The following is an 18,537-nucleotide window of genomic DNA, read 5'->3' as shown; positions in this document are numbered from 1 at the left end:
AAACGACCATGCCGCCCCCCGGGGAAACGTGAGTGCGAGGCACGCTCTGGGCAGAACAGTGGGAGGACGACGCGACGGGGAGCCGCGGCCGGAGCCGGGGCGACAGGGCCTGGGGACAGGGCCGTACCCCCTGTCCGCCGTCGTCCCCACGAGCCGCGGGAGGCTGACAGGTGTCCAGCGCAGCCGAGCAGGAGGCGGTGGCCGGCGAGCGGGCCACCGGGGACGGGCGCCCGGTCGCCGTCGTGAACGGCGTGCGGCCGGCGACGCCCGTGCCCACGGTGCCCGTGCGGCCGGGCCGGCCGACGCCGCTGGGTGCCCGGTTCCGGGTGGGCCCGGACGGGGTGGCGGGGACGAACTTCGCGTTGTGGGCGGGCGGCGCGGAGGGCGTCGAGCTGTGCCTGTTCGACGAGCGGGGCGGGGAGAGCAGGGCCCGGCTCACCGAGCTGACGCACGAGATCTGGCACGGCTTCGTACCGGGCGTGCTGCCCGGGCAGCGGTACGGCTACCGGGTGCACGGCCGCTGGGACCCGTGGACCGGCGCCCGCTGGAATCCGGCGAAGCTGCTGCTGGATCCGTACGCGCGTGCGGTGGACGGCGATTACGCCCCCGGCGGGCTGGCACCCCAGGTGTACGGGCATGTCCGCGACTGGCCGGAGCAGCATGTCGCGGACACCGTGCGCGACGACCGGGACTCCGCGCCGTACGTCCCCAAGGGTGTGGTCGTCCACGATCACGACGACTGGGCCGACGACCGGCGGCCGAAGACGCCGTGGGCGGACTCGGTGATCTACGAGCTGCACGTCAAGGGCTTCACGCAGCGGCACCCGGGGATCCCCGAGGAGTTGCGGGGCACGTACGCGGGTCTGGCGCATCCGGCGGCGGTCGAGCACCTGGTGCGGCTGGGGGTGACGGCGGTCGAGCTGCTGCCGGTGCACCAGTTCGCGCACGAGGACCATCTGCTGCGGCGGGGGCTGCGCAACTACTGGGGCTACAACTCCATCGGCTACTTCGCCCCGCACGCCGGGTACGCGGCCTGCGGGACGACCGGGCAGCAGGTCGGCGAGTTCAAGCGGATGGTGCGGGCCCTGCACGCGGCCGGTGTCGAGGTGATACTCGACGTGGTCTACAACCACACCGCCGAGGCGGGCGAGCTGGGTCCCACCCTGTCCCTGAAGGGCATCGACAACCGCGGTTACTACCGCCTCCAGCCCGACGCGCGCCGGTACGCCGACTACACCGGCTGCGGCAACACGCTCCACGTCGTCCAGCCGCACGTGCTGCGCCTGATCACGGACTCGCTGCGCTACTGGGTGACGGAGATGGGCGTCGACGGCTTCCGCTTCGACCTGGCGGCGGCACTGGCCCGCTCGATGCACGACGTCGACATGCTGTCGCCGTTCCTCGCGGTGATCGCGCAGGACCCGGTGCTGCGCCGGGTGAAGCTGATCGCCGAGCCCTGGGACGTCGGCTCGGGGGGCTACCAGGTGGGCGCGTTCCCGCCGCTGTGGACGGAGTGGAACGACCGGTACCGCGACGCGGTGCGGGACTTCTGGCGGCACGCGCTGCCCGACGTGCGGGAGATGGGTTACCGGCTGTCCGGGTCGAGCGACCTGTACGCCTGGGGCGGGCGGCGCCCGTACGCCTCGGTCAACCACGTCACCGCGCACGACGGGTTCACGCTGCGGGACCTGGTGTCGTACGACCGCAAGCACAACGAGGCCAACGGCGAGGGCAACCGGGACGGCACGGACGACAACCGGTCCTGGAACTCCGGCGCGGAAGGGGAGACGGAGGACGGGGACGTACGCACGCTGCGGCGGCGGCAGCTGCGGAACCTGCTGACCACGCTGCTGCTGTCGACGGGCGTGCCGATGCTGGTCGCGGGCGACGAGATGGGCCGCACCCAGCGCGGCAACAACAACGCCTACTGCCAGGACAACGAGATCGGCTGGGTGGACTGGACCCTGCTGGACGACCCGGACTGGCGGCCCCTGTTCGAGCTGACGTCCCGGCTGATCGCCCTGCGGCACCGGCACCCGGTGCTGCGCCGCCGGGCCTTCTTCTCCGGCCGGGCGCACTCCGCGGACGGGCTGCGCGACCTGGCCTGGTTCACCCCGCGGGGCGCGGAGATGACGGAAGGGGACTGGTACGCGCCGGCCGCCACGCTCGGCATGTACCTCTCGGGGCGGGACATCCCGGGCCGCGACGAGCACGGGGCGCCGATCCTCGACGACAGCTTCCTCGCGGTCCTGCACGCCGGTGAGGGCCCGGTGGACTTCGTCCTGCCGGGGCCGCCGTGGGCGGAGCGGTACGAGGTGGTCGTGGACACCGGACGCGAGACGCAGGCGGAGGCGCCCGGCGTGGAGCACCGGGCGGGATCACCGGTCACGGTGCCGGGCCGGACGGTGCTGCTGCTACGGGTGCTGACCTGACCGGGGCACGGTCACCGGCGTCCGCACGTCAGCAGCGCGACGAGGTGGCCCCAAGGCTGTTCGGGCAGCCCCACGTCGAAGACGAGCCGACCGACCGCGAGCGCGAGCAGCGCCGAGACCAGGGCGGCCCCGCCGCACACCAGCGCCGGTGACGCGGACGCGGCCGGCGTCGGGGACGCGCAGTTCCTCGGCACACTCGACGGTGGTGCTCTTGCCGGCGCCGTTCGGGCCGAGGATCCCGAAGATCTCGCCCTCCTCGACGGTGAAGGAGACACCGTCGACGGCCGCACGGCCTCCGTAGGACTTGCGCAGATCGGTGACGTCGATGACGGGCATGGCTCCAGCCTCGCCGTGCGGGGGCCACCGGCACATCGGGCGACGCGCTCGGACCGGCATCGGCCGATCGGCTGATACGGGGGTACGACCATCCGTACGAGTCCGGCGTACGCGCAGGTCGTAGGACCAGCGGCAGAGGCCGGTCCGGCCAAAACTCGGTGGGCAGTGCCGGCTGCGATCCGTAGGCTCGCTGCTGATGCCCACGACACCTCCTCCCCCGAAAACCCGCTCCGCCGTGCGCACGCTGCTGCGGCTGTGGCCGTATGTGCGGCCCGTGCGGACGCGGCTGTTCAGCGCCGCCTGCGTCGCGATCCTCGCCTCCTGCATCGGACTGGTCATACCGCTCGTCCTGAAGTGGATGGTGGACGGGCCGGTCGCCGGCCGGGATCCGGCGGGGGTGTGGCTGGGCGCCCTGTACCTGCTGCTGCTCGGGCTGGCGGAGGCGCTGCTGTTCGGGCTCCGGCGCTGGCTGGTGGCCCGTCCGCTGTCGCGGGTCGAGGCGGAGATGCGGGCGGATCTGTACCGGCGTCTGCAGCGCCTGCCGGTCGCCTTCCACGACCGGTGGCCGTCGGGGCAGTTGCTGTCCCGGGCCACCACGGACCTGATGCTGCTGAGGATGTTCCTCGCCTTTCCGCTGACCTTCCTGCTGGTCAACGGGGTGACGATCATCGTCGGTGTGATCATCATGCTGATCCAGGACTGGACGTTGGGCCTGGTCATCCTGGTGCCGGCCGTGCCGGTGCTGATCACCTGTGTCGTGTTCGAGAAGCGGTACTCCGGCGCGGCGCGGCGGGCGCAGGACCAGGTGGGCGATCTGACGACGGTGGTCGAGGAGAGCGTGCTCGGCATCCGGATCATCAAGGGGTTCGGGCGGCACCGGAGTCAGGCGCTGGCCTTCCGGGAGCTGTCGGGGAAGCTGCGGGGGACGGAGCTGTACAAGGCTCGGCTGCTGGCCACGATTCTGGGCGTCATCGTGACGCTGCCCGAGGTGGCCATCGGGGCGGCGTTGGTGCTGGGGGCCGTGCGGGTGGCGGACGGGGAGTTGTCGGCGGGGACGCTGGTGGCGTTCTTGTCGACGGCGCTCGCGCTGCGCTGGCCGGTGGACTCGATCGGGTTCCTGCTGGCGATGAGCCAGGAGGCCGCGACGGCCACGGAGCGGTACTTCGAGGTGATGGACGCGGAACCGGAGTCCGGGGTGAGCGGGGACGCGTCGCGCGGCCCGGCGGAGCGGGGCGCCGCCGCGCCCGCCCTCCGCCGGGCCCCCGACCCCGCTCGAGCGGCGGGGACCCCCGTCGCCCCGGCGGCACGACTGCCCGACGCCGTGGAGGGTTTGATCTTCGAGGGCGTCACCTTCCGGTATCCCGACGCCCCTGCCGGGTCTGCGCCTGTTCTGGACCGGATCGATCTGCGCATCCGTCCCGGTGAGTCGCTCGCGCTCGTCGGGGCCACCGGCAGTGGGAAGACCACGCTCACCGCTCTCGTGCCGCGCCTGCACGAGGTGACCTCGGGGCGGATCACGCTCGACGGGGCGGACATCACGCAGATGTCCCGCGAGGAGCTGCGGTCCCGCGTCGCCGTCGCCTTCGAGGAGCCCACCCTCTTCTCGGCGACGGTCGGGGAGAACGTGCTGATGGGAGGCGGGGACGGGGAGCGGGACCTGGAGCGCGCGCTCGGCGTGGCGCAGGCCGACTTCGCGTACGCGCTGCCGCAGGGCGTGGACACCCAGGTCGGCGAGCAGGGGCTCAGCCTCTCCGGCGGGCAGCGGCAGCGTCTCGCGCTGGCCCGGGCCGTGGTCGGGCGGCCCGACTTCCTGGTCCTGGACGACCCGCTGTCCGCGCTCGACGTGCACACGGAGGCCGCCGTCGAGGCCGCGCTGCGCCGGGTGCTCGCGGACACCACGGCCCTCATCGTGGCGCACCGGCCCTCCACGGTCCTGCTGGCCGACCGCGTCGCCCTGCTCTCCGGCGGGCGGATCACCGCGGTCGGCACCCATCACGAACTGCTGCGCACCAACCCCGAGTACGCCCACCTCATGTCCGGCGGCCCGGCGGGGGAACAGGAGGACCAGCGATGACAGCGGCCACCACCGCACCCGTCGAGGACGAGGACGAGGACCGGACACCGGAGTCCGGCGACCCCTTCGACCGGGACCAGTTGCCCACTCCCCCGGGCGCCACCGGCGTACTGCTGCGTTCGCTGCTCTCGCCCATGCGGGGCAGGGTCGCCGTCACCGCGCTGTTGCTGCTGTTCCAGCAGGCCGCGGTGCAGGCCGGCCCGCTGCTGGTGGCGTACGCGATCGACCGGGCGGTGCCCGCGTTCCGCGACGACGACCACGGGCCGCTGATCGCGGTGGCGGTGGGCTATCTGCTGTGCGCGGCGGCGGCCGGGACGTTGCAGTACGCGTTCGTCACCGCCTCCGCCCGGGTCAGCCAGGACGTGCTGCTCGATCTGCGCGGCCGTATCTTCCGCCATGCGCAGGCGCTCAGCGTCGACTTCCACGAGCGGTACACCTCGGGCCGCCTCATCTCCCGCTCCACCACGGATGTCGAGTCCCTGCGGGAGCTGCTGGAGGAGGGCCTGCAGGAACTGGTGACGGTCATCCTGTCCGCCGTCTACATCTCGGTGCTGCTGCTCTGGCTGGACCTGGGGCTGGGCGCCGTCGCGGTGGCGTCGTTCGTGCCGCTGTACGCGCTCGTACGGTCCTACCGGCGGCGGGCGGAGCGGGTGTACCGCAAGCGGTCGACGGCCATCGCCGCCGTGATCGTGAAGTTCGTCGAGACGATGAACGGCATCCGGCCGGTGCGCGCCTTCCGCCGGGAGGCCGCCAACGACGCCGACTTCCGGGTGCTGAACCGGCGGCACGAACGGACCAACGGCGACGCGCTGCTGGAGATGGCCCGCTATGTCGTCGGCTCCCGGGTCACCGCCAACACGACGGTCGCGCTGATCGTGCTGTGGGGCGCCTACCGGGTCGCGGACGAGACGCTGGCGCTCGGTGTGCTGGCGGCGGCGGTGCTGTATCTGCGACGGCTGTACGACCCGATCGACCGGCTGGGCATGTTCCTCAACTCCTACCAGTCGGCGGCCGCCTCGCTGGAGAAGATCGCCGGGCTGCTGGCGCAGACCCCGTCGGTGCCCGAGCCGGCGGAGCCCCGCGAGCTCGCGGAGCGGCGGACGGAGCACCCGGGCCGCGAGGTCGTCTTCGACGGCGTCCGGTTCGCCTACCGCACCGGCGGCGAGGTGCTGCCCCGCTTCGACCTGACCCTGCCGGCCGGGCAGACCGTCGCGGTCGTCGGCTCGACCGGCGCGGGCAAGTCGACGCTGGCCAAGTTGCTCGCCCGGTTCTACGACCCCACCGAGGGCCGGGTGCTGCTCGACGGGGTGGACCTGCGCGACCTCACGGGACGCGATCTGCGGCGCGAGGTGGTGATGGTGACGCAGGAGGCATTCCTGTTCTCCGGCACGGTCGCCGAGAACATCTCGATCGGGCGGCCGGACGCCACCCGGGAGGAGATCGAGCAGGCCGCCAAGGAGATCGGCGCCCACGACTTCATCGCGGCGCTGCCCGACGGCTACGACACCGACGTCCGCAAGCGGGGCGGCCGTATCTCCGCCGGTCAGCGCCAACTGGTCGCCTTCGCCAGGGCGTTGCTCGCGGACCCCGCGGTGCTGATCCTGGACGAGGCGACCAGCTCGCTGGACATCCCCGGCGAGCGGGCGGTGCAGCGGGCGATGGCGACGGTGCTGAAGGGGCGGACGGCGGTGGTGATCGCCCACCGGCTGTCGACCGTGGAGATCGCGGACCGGGTCCTGGTGATGGAGCACGGCCGGATCGTGGAGGACGGCAGCCCCGCCACGCTCATCGCGCGCACGGGGCGGTTCGCGGATCTGCACCAGGCCTGGCGGGACAGCCTGGCGTAGCCGCGGGGCCCACGGAGGGGGACGGATGATCGACGCGTACGAGGATCCCGGCACGCCCGACGGCCGGGGCGGGGCCCGCTACCTGTGGTGGCTGGTGCTGCGGCAGCCGGGGCGGTGTGCGGCGGGGGCGGTGCTCGGCAGTGTGTGGATGGTGCTGCTGGCGGCGACGCCGTATCTGATGTCCCGGGCGGTGGACGACGGTCTGGAACCGGGTGACATGGGGGCGCTGGCCGGCTGGACCGGCGCCCTGTTCGTGGTGAACGGGCTCAATTCCTGGCTGAGCATCATGCGGCACCGCACGATGACCCGGGTGCGGATGGACGCCAACTTCCGCACGGTGAAGGTGGTCCTCGGGCAGACGGTGCGGCTGGGTGCCTCGCTGACGCGGCGGACCGGGGCCGGGGAGGTCGTCACGATCGGCGTGGGCGACGTGCAGGTGATCGCCACCTCCCTGACGGCGGTCGGCCCCGGGGTCGGCGCGGTCGTGGCGTACGTCGTGGTGGCCGCTCTGTTGCTGTCGGTGTCGCCGCTGCTGGCGGTGGTGGTGCTGCTCGGGGTGCCGGTGATCGCCGTGGTCGTCGGGCCGCTGGCGGGGCGGTTGCAGGGCAGGGAGACGGAGTACCGGGAGCGGCAGGGTGTGCTCACCGCGCGGATCGGTGATCTGGCGGGCGGTCTGCGGGTGCTGAGCGGGCTGGGCGGCAAGGGCCTGGTCGCCGACGCGTTCCGCCGGGACTCCGGGCGGCTGCGGGAGCAGGGCTACCGGGTCGGCGCGGTGACCAGCTGGATGCAGGCGCTCGGCGCGGGACTGCCGGCCCTGTTCCTCGCGGGAGTCACCTGGATCGCGGCGCGGCTGGCGGCGCAGGGCCGGATCAGCGTGGGCGAGCTGGTGTCGGTGTACGGCTACGTGGCCGTACTGGTGTGGCCGGTGATGTTCCTCATCGAGTGCGGTTACCACCTGAGCCGGGGAGTGGTGGCCGCCCGGCGGGTGACGGCGCTGCTGCGCCTGGAGCCGCCGGCCGACGCCGCCACCGCGGACGCGCCGGCCGAGCCTTCGGTGCTGTACGACCCGGAGTCCGGGGTGCGGGTGCCGCCGGGCGGTCTGACCGCGCTCGCCGCCGCGCGCCCCGCCGACGCGCTCGCCGTGGTGGACCGCCTCGGCCGGTACGCGCCGTCGGCGGTGACCTGGGGCGGGACCCGGCTGGACGAGATCGCGCTCGCCCGGGTCCGGGAGCGGATCCTGGTCGCCGAGCACGAGGCCGACCTGTTCGCCGGTCCGCTGCGGGAGGTGGTGGCCGGCCGGGGCGACCCGAGCGACGAGGAAGTGCTGCGCGCGCTGCACGCGGCCGCCGCCGACGACATCGTGCGGGGGCTGCCCGACGGGCTGGACTCGGCGGTGTCCGCGCAGGGCCGCAGTCTCTCCGGCGGCCAGCGGCAACGCGTCCGGCTGGCGCGGGCGTTGCTGGCCGACCCCGAAGTGCTGCTGGCGGTGGAGCCGACCTCGGCGCTCGACGCGCACACCGAGGCCAGGGCCGCCGACCGGCTGCGCGCGGCCCGCCGGGGCCGTACGACGGTGCTGGCCACCTCCTCGCCGCTGGTGCTGGACCGCGTCGACCAGGTGCACTTCCTGGTCGACGGCAAGGTCGTCGCGAGCGGCCGCCACCGTGAACTGCTCGACACCGAGCCGGGCTACCGGGCACTGGTGGCCAGGGACCCCGACGAGACGGCCGTCGAGGAGGTCGTGCGATGAGCGCGGACCGGCTCCCGCTCGCCGAGCCCGCCGATGTGCGCCGGGCGGCGGTGGAACTGGTGCGGGCGGACGGGCGGGTCTTCGCCGCCGTACTGGCCCTGAACGCGCTGGCGGCCGTGGCGGGTCTCGCCGGGCCCTGGCTGCTGGGGCGGATCGTCGACGAGGTGCGCGAGGGCGGCGGAGTGGCCGTGGTGGACCGGCTGGCGCCGGTCATCCTGCTGTGCGCGGTCGTCCAGTTGCTGCTGTCCCGCTGGGCCCGCTACGTGGGCCACCGGTTCGGGGAGCGGACGCTGGCGCGGGTACGCGAGCGGTTCGTGGACCGGGCGCTGGGGCTTCCCTCGTCGGTGGTGGAACGGGCGGGCACCGGTGATCTCACCGCGCGTGGCACGGCGGACGTGACCGCCGTCGGCACCACGCTGCGCGACGCGGGACCGGCGCTGCTGGTCAACGCCGTGCAGTCGCTGTTCGTGATGGCCGCGGTGCTGCTGGTGGACCCGCTGCTGGGGGCCCTCGGGCTGCTCGGTCTCACGCCGGTCTGGCTCGTGGTGCGCTGGTATCTGCGCCGGGCCAGGGACGCCTATCTGGCGGAGGGCGCGGCCACCTCCGACGTGGCGGAGATCGTCGCCTCGACGGCCTCGGGGGCCCGCACGGTGGAGGCGTTCCGCCTCGAGGAGCGGCGGATCCGGGCCGGCCGGGACGCGCTGGAGAACGCCCGGCGCACCCGCTTCCACACGCTGTTCCTGCGCACGGTGTTCTTCCCGGTGGTCGACGTGTCGTACGCCGTGCCGGTGGCCGGGGTGCTGCTGATCGGCGGGTGGCTGCACCAGCAGGGCACGGTGAGCCTGGGCGCGGTGGTGAGCGCCTCCCTGTTTCTGCTGCAGTTGAGCGGCCCGCTGGACGAGGTGCTGATGCGGGTGGAGCAGCTGCAGAGCAGCGGCGCCTCCTTCGCCCGGGTGGAAGGGCTGGCCCGGGCGCCGCGCGCGGCGGAGCGGGGCGACAGTCCGGATCCGGCCGGCGACCGCATCGACGTGGCGGGGGTGCGGTACGCCTACGACGGGGGCGGCGAGGTGCTGCGCGGGGTCGATCTGACGGTGACGCCGGGGGAACGGCTGGCCGTGGTGGGGCCGTCCGGGGCGGGCAAGACCACGCTGAGCCGGCTGCTGGCGGGCGTGGACGCGCCGACCGCGGGGACGGTGACCGTGGGCGGGGTGCCGGTGGCCGGTCTGGACCCGGAGCGGCTGCGCCGGCAGGTCGTGCTGGTCACCCAGGAGCACCATGTGTTCCTCGGTTCGGTCCGCGACAACCTGCGGATCGCCGAACCGTCGGCGAAGGACGAGGAGTTGTGGGCGGCGCTGGCCGTGGTCGGTGCCGAGGGGTGGGTGCGGGAGCTGCCGCGGGGCCTGGACACCGGGCTCGGCGAGTCGGGTTGGGCCACCGACGGTTCACAGGCCCAGCAACTGGCCCTGGCGCGGGTGGTGCTGGCCGATCCGCACACGCTGATCCTCGACGAGGCCACCGCCCTGCTCGACCCGACGACCGCCCGGCACACCGAGCGCGCGCTGGCCGCCGTCCTCCAGGGGCGCACGGTCATCGCGATCGCGCACCGGCTGCACACCGCGCACGACGCGGACCGGGTGGCCGTCATGGAGGACGGCCGGCTGACCGAACTCGGCACGCACGACGCCCTGGTGGCGGCCGACGGGGTGTACGCGGCGCTGTGGCGGTCCTGGCACGGGGACCGGCCGGCCGCCGAGTAGGGCGCGCCCGGGCGTTCGTATACCGGACGTGAACTTCCGTACAACGAACGGTTTCCGGCCAAAGTTCTGACGCGCTCCTGACAGCAACCGCGATCCCCTGCCACTCTTCCCACGGTCGCTTCACAGCAACCCCACAGCGTCATCACCCGCTGCGTGGCGGCCACGGCTTTCCCGCACGCCCGCACGTTCTGCGTACCGCCCCGTTCTGCCCGGCCGGCCCACCCGCCGTCCGGTCTCCCCAGGCCGCGCGACCCGCGGCCACGCAGAAGGAGTCAGCGTTGACAAGCAGGTCGTCCCACAGACGCACCCTCCACACCACGCGCCGCCGCGCCGCCGCCGTCGCCCTCGCCGGGGTGGCCGCCCTGGTCGCCACGGCCGTGCAGTCCGGCAGCGCCACCGCCGCCCCCGAGAAGGCACCGTCGGCCGCGAGCGAGGCCCGTCCCGGTTCCGAACCGGTCCGGCTCACCCCCGCCCAGCGCGCCGCACTGATCCGCGAGGCGAACGCCACCACGGCGGACACCGCCAAGGACCTCGGCCTGGGCGCGAAGGAGAAACTCGTCGTCCGTGACGTCCTCAAGGACCGCGACGGCACCGTGCACGTCCGCTACGAGCGCACCTACGACGGCCTGCCCGTCCTCGGCGGCGACCTGGTCGTCCAGGGTGCCGAGCCCGGCGCGGCCGAGTCCGTCGTCAAGGCCACCCGCGCCGCCGTGAAGCCCGCCACCACCACGGCCACGGTGCCGGCCGCGAAGGCCGAACAGCAGGCCCTGTCCGCCGCGAAGGCCGAGAAGGCCGAGGGCGCCGACGTCGACCGCGCCCCGCGCAAGGTGATCTGGGCGGCCGAGGGCAAGCCGGTCGTGGCGTACGAGACGGTCGTCGGCGGCCTCCAGCACGACGGCACCCCGCAGGAGCTGCACGTCGTCACGGACGCCACCACGGGCGAGAAGCTGTACGAGTGGGAGGCCATCCAGAACGGAACCGGCCACACCGTCTACAGCGGCACCGTCGACCTGACCACCACGCAGTCCGGGTCGTCGTACAACCTGACCGACGGGGCGCGCGGCAACCACAAGACCTACAACCTCAACCGCGGCACCTCCGGCACCGGCACGCTGTTCTCCGGCTCCGACGACGTCTGGGGCAACGGCACCCCGTCCAACCTGGAGTCGGCCGCCGCCGACGCCCACTACGGGGCCGCGCTGACCTGGGACTACTACAAGAGCGTGCACGGCCGCAGCGGCATCCGCGGCGACGGCGTGGGCGCCTACTCCCGGGTCCACTACGGCAACAACTACGTCAACGCCTTCTGGTCGGACGGCTGCTTCTGCATGACCTACGGCGACGGGTCGGGCAACGCCAACCCGCTCACCTCGATCGACGTGGCCGCGCACGAGATGACCCACGGTCTGACCTCGAACACCGCGGGTCTGAACTACAGCGGCGAGTCCGGCGGCCTGAACGAGGCCACCAGCGACATCTTCGCCTCGACGGTGGAGTTCCACGCCAACAACCCCTCCGACGTCGGTGACTACCTCATCGGCGAGGAGATCGACATCAACGGCGACGGCACGCCGCTGCGCTACATGGACAAGCCGAGCAAGGACGGCGCGTCCAAGGACAGCTGGTACTCCGGCATCGGCTCGGTCGACGTGCACTACTCGTCCGGCCCCGCGAACCACTTCTTCTACCTGCTGAGCGAGGGCAGCGGCACCAAGACCATCAACGGTGTCACCTACGACTCGCCCACCTCGGACGGCCTCCCGGTCACCGGCATCGGCCGCGCCAAGGCGGAGAAGATCTGGTTCCGCGCGCTGACCACCAAGTTCACCTCCACCACCAACTACGCGGGCGCCCGCACCGGCACCCTGGCGGCGACCGGTGAGCTGTACGGCACGGACAGCGCCGAGTACAAGGCGGTGCAGGACGCGTGGGCGGGCATCAACGTCGGCACCCGCTCCGGTGACGGCGGCGGGGGCGGTACGTCCTTCGAGAACACCGCCGACGTCTCGATCCCGGACAACGGCGCCGCGGTGACGTCCTCGGTCACGGTCTCCGGGCGGGCGGGCAACGCGCCCTCCAACCTCCAGGTCGCGGTGGACATCGTGCACACCTGGCGCGGTGACCTCGTCGTCGACCTGCTGGCGCCCGACGGGACCGCCTACCGTCTGAAGAGCTCCAGCTCCTCCGACTCGGCGGACAACGTCAACCAGACCTACACGGTCAACGCCTCGTCCGAGACCGCCAACGGCACCTGGAAGCTGCGGGTGCAGGACCAGGCGGCCCAGGACACCGGCTACATCAACGGCTGGAAACTCACCTTCCCGTAGACCGGACGCGCATCGCGCGAGCGGCGCCCCGCCTTTTTCCCAGGCGTGGGCGCCGCCCTACTCTTGGGTCCCATGTCTTCGGCGGACTTCACCTACGACCACGTCGGCGCGACCCGTGAGCCGGGTTTCTGCCCTCCCGGCTTCCACCCCATGCGGGTGCGCACCCGTCTCGGCGAGGGCGAGGAGGTCTTCCGGCAGGCCGCGGAGGCGCTCCTCACCTGGGAGGTGCACCGGCAGATGGGGGTCGGGGTCGACACCACCGCCGACCGCGCGGCCCCCGACGTCGACGTCACCATCACCCTCGCCGGGGTCGTCAAGGCACCCTGCCGGGTGGTGTGGACGGTGGAGGAACGCCGCAGGGCCGGCTGGGCGTACGGCACCCTGGCCGGCCATCCGGAGAGCGGCGAGGAGTCCTTCGTGGTGGACCGCACGGGCGACGGGACGGTGTGGCTGACCGTCTCGGCGTTCAGCAGGCCGGCCCGCTGGTACTCCCGCGCGGGCGGCCCCGCCACCCGGGGACTCCAGCACGCCTACGCCCGCCGCTGCGGGCAGGTCCTGCGCCGCCTGGCCACCCGGGGCATCGAGGAGGACTAGGGACCGGGCGCAGAGCCGAGTACATCCAGTACGAGGCTCTACGCCCGGCACGCCGAGAGCACGCACCTGACGCCGCGAGGCCGCCCTGCGGGCGACGACGCGCATTGTTCAGACAGGCCCTGGGACCGCTCCGGCGGACCGCGCCGACCCGGCGACCGGCCCGTGGGCCAGCCCCTGGGCCGGTCCCTGGGCCGGTCCCTGGGCCAGTCCCTGGGCGGGACCCTGGGCCGGTCCCCGGGCGGGACCTCTGGGCCAGTCCCCGGGCGGGACCTCTGGGCCAGTCCCCGGGCGGGACCTCTGGGCCAGTCCCCGGGCGGGACCTCTGGGCCAGTCCCCGGGCCAGTCCCTGGACCGGCCTCTGGACCGGTCCGTCACCGCATCAGCAGCCCCGCCGCCTCCGCCAGGTCCTCCGACGGGACGGCCACCAGACCCAGTTCCGCGCCCGAGGCGAGCAGGCGGTGGCCGGGCAGGATGCGGACCGTGTAGCCGAAGGGGCCCGTCCGGTCCAGGGAGAGCGGGCCCTCGTACACCCAGCGGCCCTCCGGGTCGGGGGCTCCCACCGGTTTGAGCGGCACGGCCGTCGCGTCGGTGATGCGGTCCTCCTCGTCGACCCGCCCGGCGACCGCCTGCACCTCGACATCGTCCGGGCCGAGGTCGCCGAGGCCCACCCGGACCCGCAGCGCGAGCGTGGTGCCGAGCTCCGCGGTGGCCGCGGTCACGGACGTCTCCACATGGTCGACGGTCACGCCGTGCCAGGCCGCGCGCACCCTCGCCTTCCACCCGGCCAGCGCCCGCGCGGAGTCCATGTCCATCGCGCGGTGCGCGTGGGCGGCGGGCGCGTACAGGCGCTCGACGTACTCGCGGACCATGCGGCCGGCCAGCACCTTCGGGCCGAGCAGGCTCAGCGTCCGGCGGACCATCTCGATCCAGCGGTCGGGCAGCCCGCTCTCCCCGCGCTCGTAGAAGCGCGGCGTGATCCGCTGCTCCAGCAGGTCGTAGAGGGCGTCGGCCTCTATGGCGTCGCGCCGGTCCGGGTCGGTGCCGACGCCGTCCGCCGTGGGGATGGCCCAGCCGAAGTCGGGCTGGAACCACTCGTTCCACCAGCCGTCGAGGACGGACAGGTTCAGGCAGCCGTTGAGCGCGGCCTTCATTCCGCTGGTGCCGCACGCCTCCAGCGGCCTGAGCGGGTTGTTCAGCCAGATGTCGCAGCCGGGGTAGAGCTTCTGCGCCATCGCCATGCCGTAGTCGGGCAGGAACACGATCCGGTGCCGCACGCGCGGGTCGTCGGCGAACCGGACCAGCTCCTGGATCAGCCGCTTGCCGCCCTCGTCCGCCGGGTGCGCCTTGCCCGCCACCACGATCTGGACGGGCCGTTCGGGATGCAGCAGCAGGTCCATCAGCCGTTCCCGGTCGCGCAGCATCAGCGTCAGCCGCTTGTACGACGGGACGCGCCGCGCGAAACCGATGGTCAGCACGTCCGGGTCGAGCACCCCGTCGATCCAGCCCAGCTCGGCCGTGCCGGCGCCGCGCTGCCGCCAGGAGGCCCGCAGCCGCTCGCGCACCTCCATCACCAGCAGCTCGCGCAGGGACCGGCGCAGCTCCCAGATGTCCTGGTCGGGGATGTCCGCGACGGAGTCCCAGCGGTCGGAGTCGCCGACGCTCAGCGCCTCCTCGGCACGCTGCGCGCCGATCTGCCGGGCACCGAGCCGGAACACCTCCGGGGCGACCCAGGTGGGTGCGTGCACCCCGTTGGTCACGGAGGTGATGGGCACCTCCTCGGGGTCGAAACCCGGCCAGAGCCCGGAGAACATCTCCCGGCTGACGTTGCCGTGCAGCAGGGAGACGCCGTTCGCGCGCTGCGCCAGGCGCAGGCCCATCACGGCCATGTTGAAGAGGTTGGGCTCGCCGCCGGGATAGGTCTCCATGCCGAGCCGGAGGACACGGTCGACCTCCATGTTCGGCAGTTCGGCGTGCGGACCGAAGTGGCGGGCGACCAGTTCGCGGTCGAAGCGGTCGATGCCGGCCGGGACGGGCGTGTGGGTGGTGAACACGGTTCCCGCGCGGACCGCCTCCAGGGCCGCGTCGAAGTCCAGTCCGCTCGCCCGCAGTTCGGCGATGCGCTCCAGGCCGAGGAAGCCGGCGTGGCCCTCGTTGGTGTGGAACACCTCGGGTGCGGCCTGCCCGGTCAGTCGGCAGTACGTGCGCACCGCCCGTACCCCTCCTATGCCGAGCAGCATCTCCTGGAGCAGCCGGTGCTCGCTGCCGCCGCCGTAGAGCCGGTCGGTGACGCCGCGTTCGCCGAGGTCGTTCTCCTCGACGTCGGAGTCCAGCAGGAGCAGCGGGACCCTGCCGACCTGGGCCAGCCAGATCCGTGCGCGCAGCGAGCGGTCGCCGGGCAGGGCGAGGGTGACCTGGGCGGGGGTGCCGTCGGGCTCCTTGAGCTGGTCCAGGGGCAGCTCGTTGGGGTCGAGGACGGGGTAGTGCTCCTGCTGCCAGCCGTCCCGGGACAACGACTGGCGGAAGTAGCCGTGCCGGTAGAGCAGTCCGACGCCGATGAGGGGGACGCCGAGGTCGCTGGCGGCCTTGAGATGGTCACCGGCGAGGATGCCGAGTCCGCCGGAGTACTGCGGCAGGGCGGCGGTGATGCCGAACTCCGGGGAGAAGTAGGCCACGGCGGCGGGCAGTCGGTCGGTCTGCGCCTGGTACCAGCGGTCGCCGGTCATGTAGGCGTGCAGATCGCCCGCGACCGTGTCGAGACGGTCCAGGAAGGCACGGTCACCGGCCAGTTCCGTGAGCCGCGCGGTCGCCACGCTGCCGAGCAGCCGTACCGGGTCGCCGCCCGCGGCGGCCCAGCGTTCGGGGTCGACGGAGCGGAACAGGTCGCGGGTGCCGGCGTGCCAGGACCAGCGCAGATTGCGGGCCAGATCGCTCAGGGGCCGGAGGGGGTCGGGGAGCACGGGTCGGACGGTGAATCGACGGATCGCCTTCACAAGCCACCTCGGCGCGTTCGTGAGAGACGCGGTGTGCGTCCGGGCATCGCTGCCGACAGTACCGGCGCGGGCACACTCCGCGCGGGAAGCCGGAAGACACGGCTGCCGCCGCACCCCAACCCAAACGTTTCACCTGATGGCGGATATGGCCGATTCCGCCCCCGTAGGCGTCCTTGTCGCGCTTCGTCACGCACGAGACGCTGCCACCCTGGCGTACCGGCCCGCGCCGGGCGCACCCGGCGGAGCACGGCGCCGTACGCCAGGTCCTGCCGTGCGGTTCGGTCCTGGACCGCGGCAGGAGCTGAGTCGAGGAGGGGAACTCGGACCATGGCACGGACGCGAACACGGCGTCTGCGCCGGGCGGGGGTCATCACGGCGGTGCTGTGTACCGCGGCGGTCTCGGCCGCCACCCTGCCCGCGCACGCCGCACCTCAGGGGCGGATACTCGGCGCCGGAGCACCCGGCTCCGTGGCCGGCAGTTACCTGGTGACACTGAAGGAGGGGACGGCGGCCCGTTCGCCGGCGGGCAAGGACCTCGCCGCGACGTACGGGGCGAGAATCAGCCACACCTACGGCACGGTGCTGAACGGCTACGCCGTACGTGCCGACGCGAGACAGGCCGGGCGCCTGGCCGCAGACCCCCGGGTCGCCTCGGTCACCCAGGACACACGTGTCGCGCTGGACCACACACAGGAGAACCCGCCGTCCTGGGGGCTGGACCGGATCGACCAGCACGGTCTCCCGCTGAACGAGCACTACACCTGGCCGGAGTCGGCGGGCGCGGGGGTGACGGTCCATGTGATCGACACCGGCGTCCGGACCACGCACCAGGACTTCGCGGGGCGGGCGCGCCACGGCTGGGACTTCGTCCAGAACGACCGGACCGCGCAGGACGGCAACGGACACGGCACGCATGTCGCCGGCATCATCGCGGGCACGTCGTACGGGGTCGCCAAGAAGGCGCGGATCGTCTCCGTGCGCGTCCTGGACGACGCCGGCGCCGGCACCACCGCCCAGGTCATCGCGGGCATCGACTGGGTGACGCGGAACGCGCGGAAGCCCGCGGTCGCCAATCTCAGCCTGGGCGGCTTCCACAACGCCCAACTGAACGCCGCCGTCCGCACCTCCATCGCATCCGGGGTCACCTACACGGTCGCCGCGGGCAACGAAGGGATGCCGGCCGCGCTGTACTCGCCGGCGGGCGTGCGGCAGGCCGTCACGGTGGGCGCGACCGACCGGCAGGACAAGAAACCGGCCTTTTCCAACCACGGTTCGGCCGTCGATCTGTTCGCCCCGGGGGTGTCGATCACCTCGGCGTCCGCCGCGAGCGATACCGCGCGGGTCGCCTACTCGGGTACGTCGATGGCGTCCCCGCACGCGGCGGGCGCGGCGGCGCTGTATCTGGCCGGGCACCGGCGGGCGACTCCGGCGCAGGTGGCGAACGCGCTGGTCAAGGGGGCGGTGAGCGGAAAGGTGACCGGGCGCGGGCTCGGTTCGCCGAACCGGCTGCTGCAGGTGCCGCGCTCGTAGGGGCCGCCCCTTCGGGTGCCCGGTGCCGGGCGCCCGGGGCGGCACCGGCGGGCGTGGGAGCGGGCCCACAGCGGGCCCTCCACGGACCGGCTCCGTCCCCGCGGACGGGGCCGGTCTTGTGTGTCGACATACGCGCGAGTAGTTAACAAAGTGCCGGATTGCCCACCCGAACAGTGTGGGAAGGCTCCTGCGGGTACACCCCACAGGAACACTACGCAGGACCCACCTCCCCACAGTCATCCGCCCACCCACGTTGACGCGGACAGGAGCGGTCATGCCCGCCAAGCACCACTCGTCCTCACTCCCGACGCCCGGCAGCCGGGGGCCCGGCAGCCCCCCGACCGCCGTGGGGCGCATACCCGTCCTGGACGTCCGGCCGATGGTCCGGCAGGGGCGCCGCCCGGCCAAGGCCGTGACCGGCGAGACGTTCGAGATCTCGGCCACCGTGTTCCGTGAGGGGCACGACGCGGTGGCCGCCCATGTGGTCCTGAAGGATCCCGAGGGGCGTCCGGGGCCGTTCACGCCGATGCGGGAGCTGGCGCCGGGCACGGACCGGTGGGGCGCCACCGTCACCGCCGGTGAGCCCGGCCGGTGGACGTACACCGTGGAGGCGTGGGGCGACCCGGTCACCACCTGGCGGCACCACGCGCAGATCAAGATCCCGGCCGGCATGGACACGGGGCTGGTCCTGGAGGAGGGCGCCCGGCTGTACGAGCGGGCGGCGGCCGCGGTGCCGGACTCCGGGGCCAGACGCGTCCTGCTCGCCGCCGTGGACGCGCTGCGCGACGAGAGCCGTCCCGCGGCGTCCCGGCTGGCGGCGGCGTTGACGCCGGAGGTGGACGCGGTGCTGGCCCGGCATCCGCTGCGGGAGCTGGTCACCAGCAGCGAGCCCCTGCCCCTGCT

11 protein-coding genes and 1 pseudogene are annotated in these 18,537 nt (G+C 73.3%); 9 read left to right on the top strand and 3 right to left on the bottom strand.

The genetic code is table 11. From position 1 onward, the window contains the following. Positions 1-170 precede the first annotated feature (170 nt). Entirely contained in the window at positions 171-2,432 is a 2,262-nt protein-coding gene (gene glgX, locus IE178_RS18035; protein WP_193513039.1) for a glycogen debranching protein GlgX, read from the top strand. 11 nt (positions 2,433-2,443) lie between these two features. On the opposite strand, the gene IE178_RS36035 is transcribed toward glgX, so the two are convergent. Both IE178_RS36035 and IE178_RS36030 read right to left on the bottom strand, forming a co-directional pair. Further along, the gene (locus IE178_RS36035) at positions 2,444-2,626 is read right to left on the bottom strand and encodes a hypothetical protein (protein ID WP_318280127.1); all 183 of its coding nucleotides are present in this window, start codon (positions 2,624-2,626) and stop codon (positions 2,444-2,446) included. After that, positions 2,577-2,768: pseudogene (locus IE178_RS36030) on the bottom strand (ATP-binding cassette domain-containing protein); the annotation flags it as partial. The gene IE178_RS36035 and the pseudogene IE178_RS36030, both read right to left, overlap by 50 nt. 196 nt (positions 2,769-2,964) lie before the next feature. On the opposite strand from IE178_RS36030, the gene IE178_RS18025 reads away from it, so the two are divergent. The 6 genes from IE178_RS18025 to IE178_RS18000 all read left to right on the top strand — a co-directional run bounded on the left by IE178_RS18025 (position 2,965) and on the right by IE178_RS18000 (position 13,114). Further along, the gene (locus IE178_RS18025; RefSeq protein WP_193513037.1) at positions 2,965-4,842 is read left to right on the top strand and encodes an ABC transporter ATP-binding protein; all 1,878 of its coding nucleotides are present in this window, start codon (positions 2,965-2,967) and stop codon (positions 4,840-4,842) included. Beyond that, positions 4,839-6,689, top strand: a complete 1,851-nt coding sequence (locus IE178_RS18020) for an ABC transporter ATP-binding protein (protein WP_193513036.1) — start codon at positions 4,839-4,841, stop codon at positions 6,687-6,689. The genes IE178_RS18025 and IE178_RS18020 overlap by 4 nt, the downstream gene beginning before the upstream one ends. A 25-nt stretch (positions 6,690-6,714) precedes the next feature. Continuing rightward, positions 6,715-8,436 carry an ABC transporter transmembrane domain-containing protein gene (locus tag IE178_RS18015; RefSeq protein ID WP_193513035.1) on the top strand — a complete coding sequence of 574 codons (1,722 nt, stop codon included), beginning with the start codon at positions 6,715-6,717 and terminating at the stop codon, positions 8,434-8,436. Continuing rightward, positions 8,433-10,193: an ABC transporter ATP-binding protein gene (locus IE178_RS18010; protein ID WP_193513034.1), complete on the top strand. Its 1,761-nt coding sequence runs from the start codon at positions 8,433-8,435 to the stop codon at positions 10,191-10,193. Before IE178_RS18015 ends, IE178_RS18010 begins: the two co-directional genes overlap by 4 nt. Positions 10,194-10,471: 278 nt before the next feature. Next, complete coding sequence (locus tag IE178_RS18005; protein WP_193513033.1) at positions 10,472-12,520, top strand: M4 family metallopeptidase; 2,049 nt, start codon at positions 10,472-10,474, stop codon at positions 12,518-12,520. Positions 12,521-12,592: 72 nt separating this feature from the next. Continuing rightward, the gene (locus IE178_RS18000) at positions 12,593-13,114 is read left to right on the top strand and encodes a DUF1990 domain-containing protein (protein WP_184764009.1); all 522 of its coding nucleotides are present in this window, start codon (positions 12,593-12,595) and stop codon (positions 13,112-13,114) included. Positions 13,115-13,485: 371 nt separating this feature from the next. Here IE178_RS18000 and IE178_RS17995 read toward each other — a convergent pair whose 3' ends face one another. Next, positions 13,486-16,104: a glycosyltransferase family 1 protein gene (locus IE178_RS17995; RefSeq protein WP_193513032.1), complete on the bottom strand. Its 2,619-nt coding sequence runs from the start codon at positions 16,102-16,104 to the stop codon at positions 13,486-13,488. A gap of 327 nt (positions 16,105-16,431) precedes the next feature. Here IE178_RS17995 and IE178_RS17990 point away from each other — a divergent pair, with 327 nt between their 5' ends. Then, the gene (locus IE178_RS17990) at positions 16,432-17,634 is read left to right on the top strand and encodes a S8 family peptidase (protein WP_193513031.1); all 1,203 of its coding nucleotides are present in this window, start codon (positions 16,432-16,434) and stop codon (positions 17,632-17,634) included. 274 nt (positions 17,635-17,908) lie between these two features. Then, positions 17,909-18,537 (top strand): maltotransferase domain-containing protein (locus IE178_RS17985; RefSeq protein WP_193513030.1); only part of this gene is annotated, 629 nt, incomplete at its 3' end.

This window comes from Streptomyces griseoloalbus, from assembly GCA_014650015.1.
In the GTDB taxonomy this organism is placed as follows: domain Bacteria; phylum Actinomycetota; class Actinomycetes; order Streptomycetales; family Streptomycetaceae; genus Streptomyces; species Streptomyces griseoloalbus.
The sequence above is the reverse complement of the archived record's forward strand: the minus strand, read 5'-3'. Positions and strand labels throughout refer to the sequence as shown.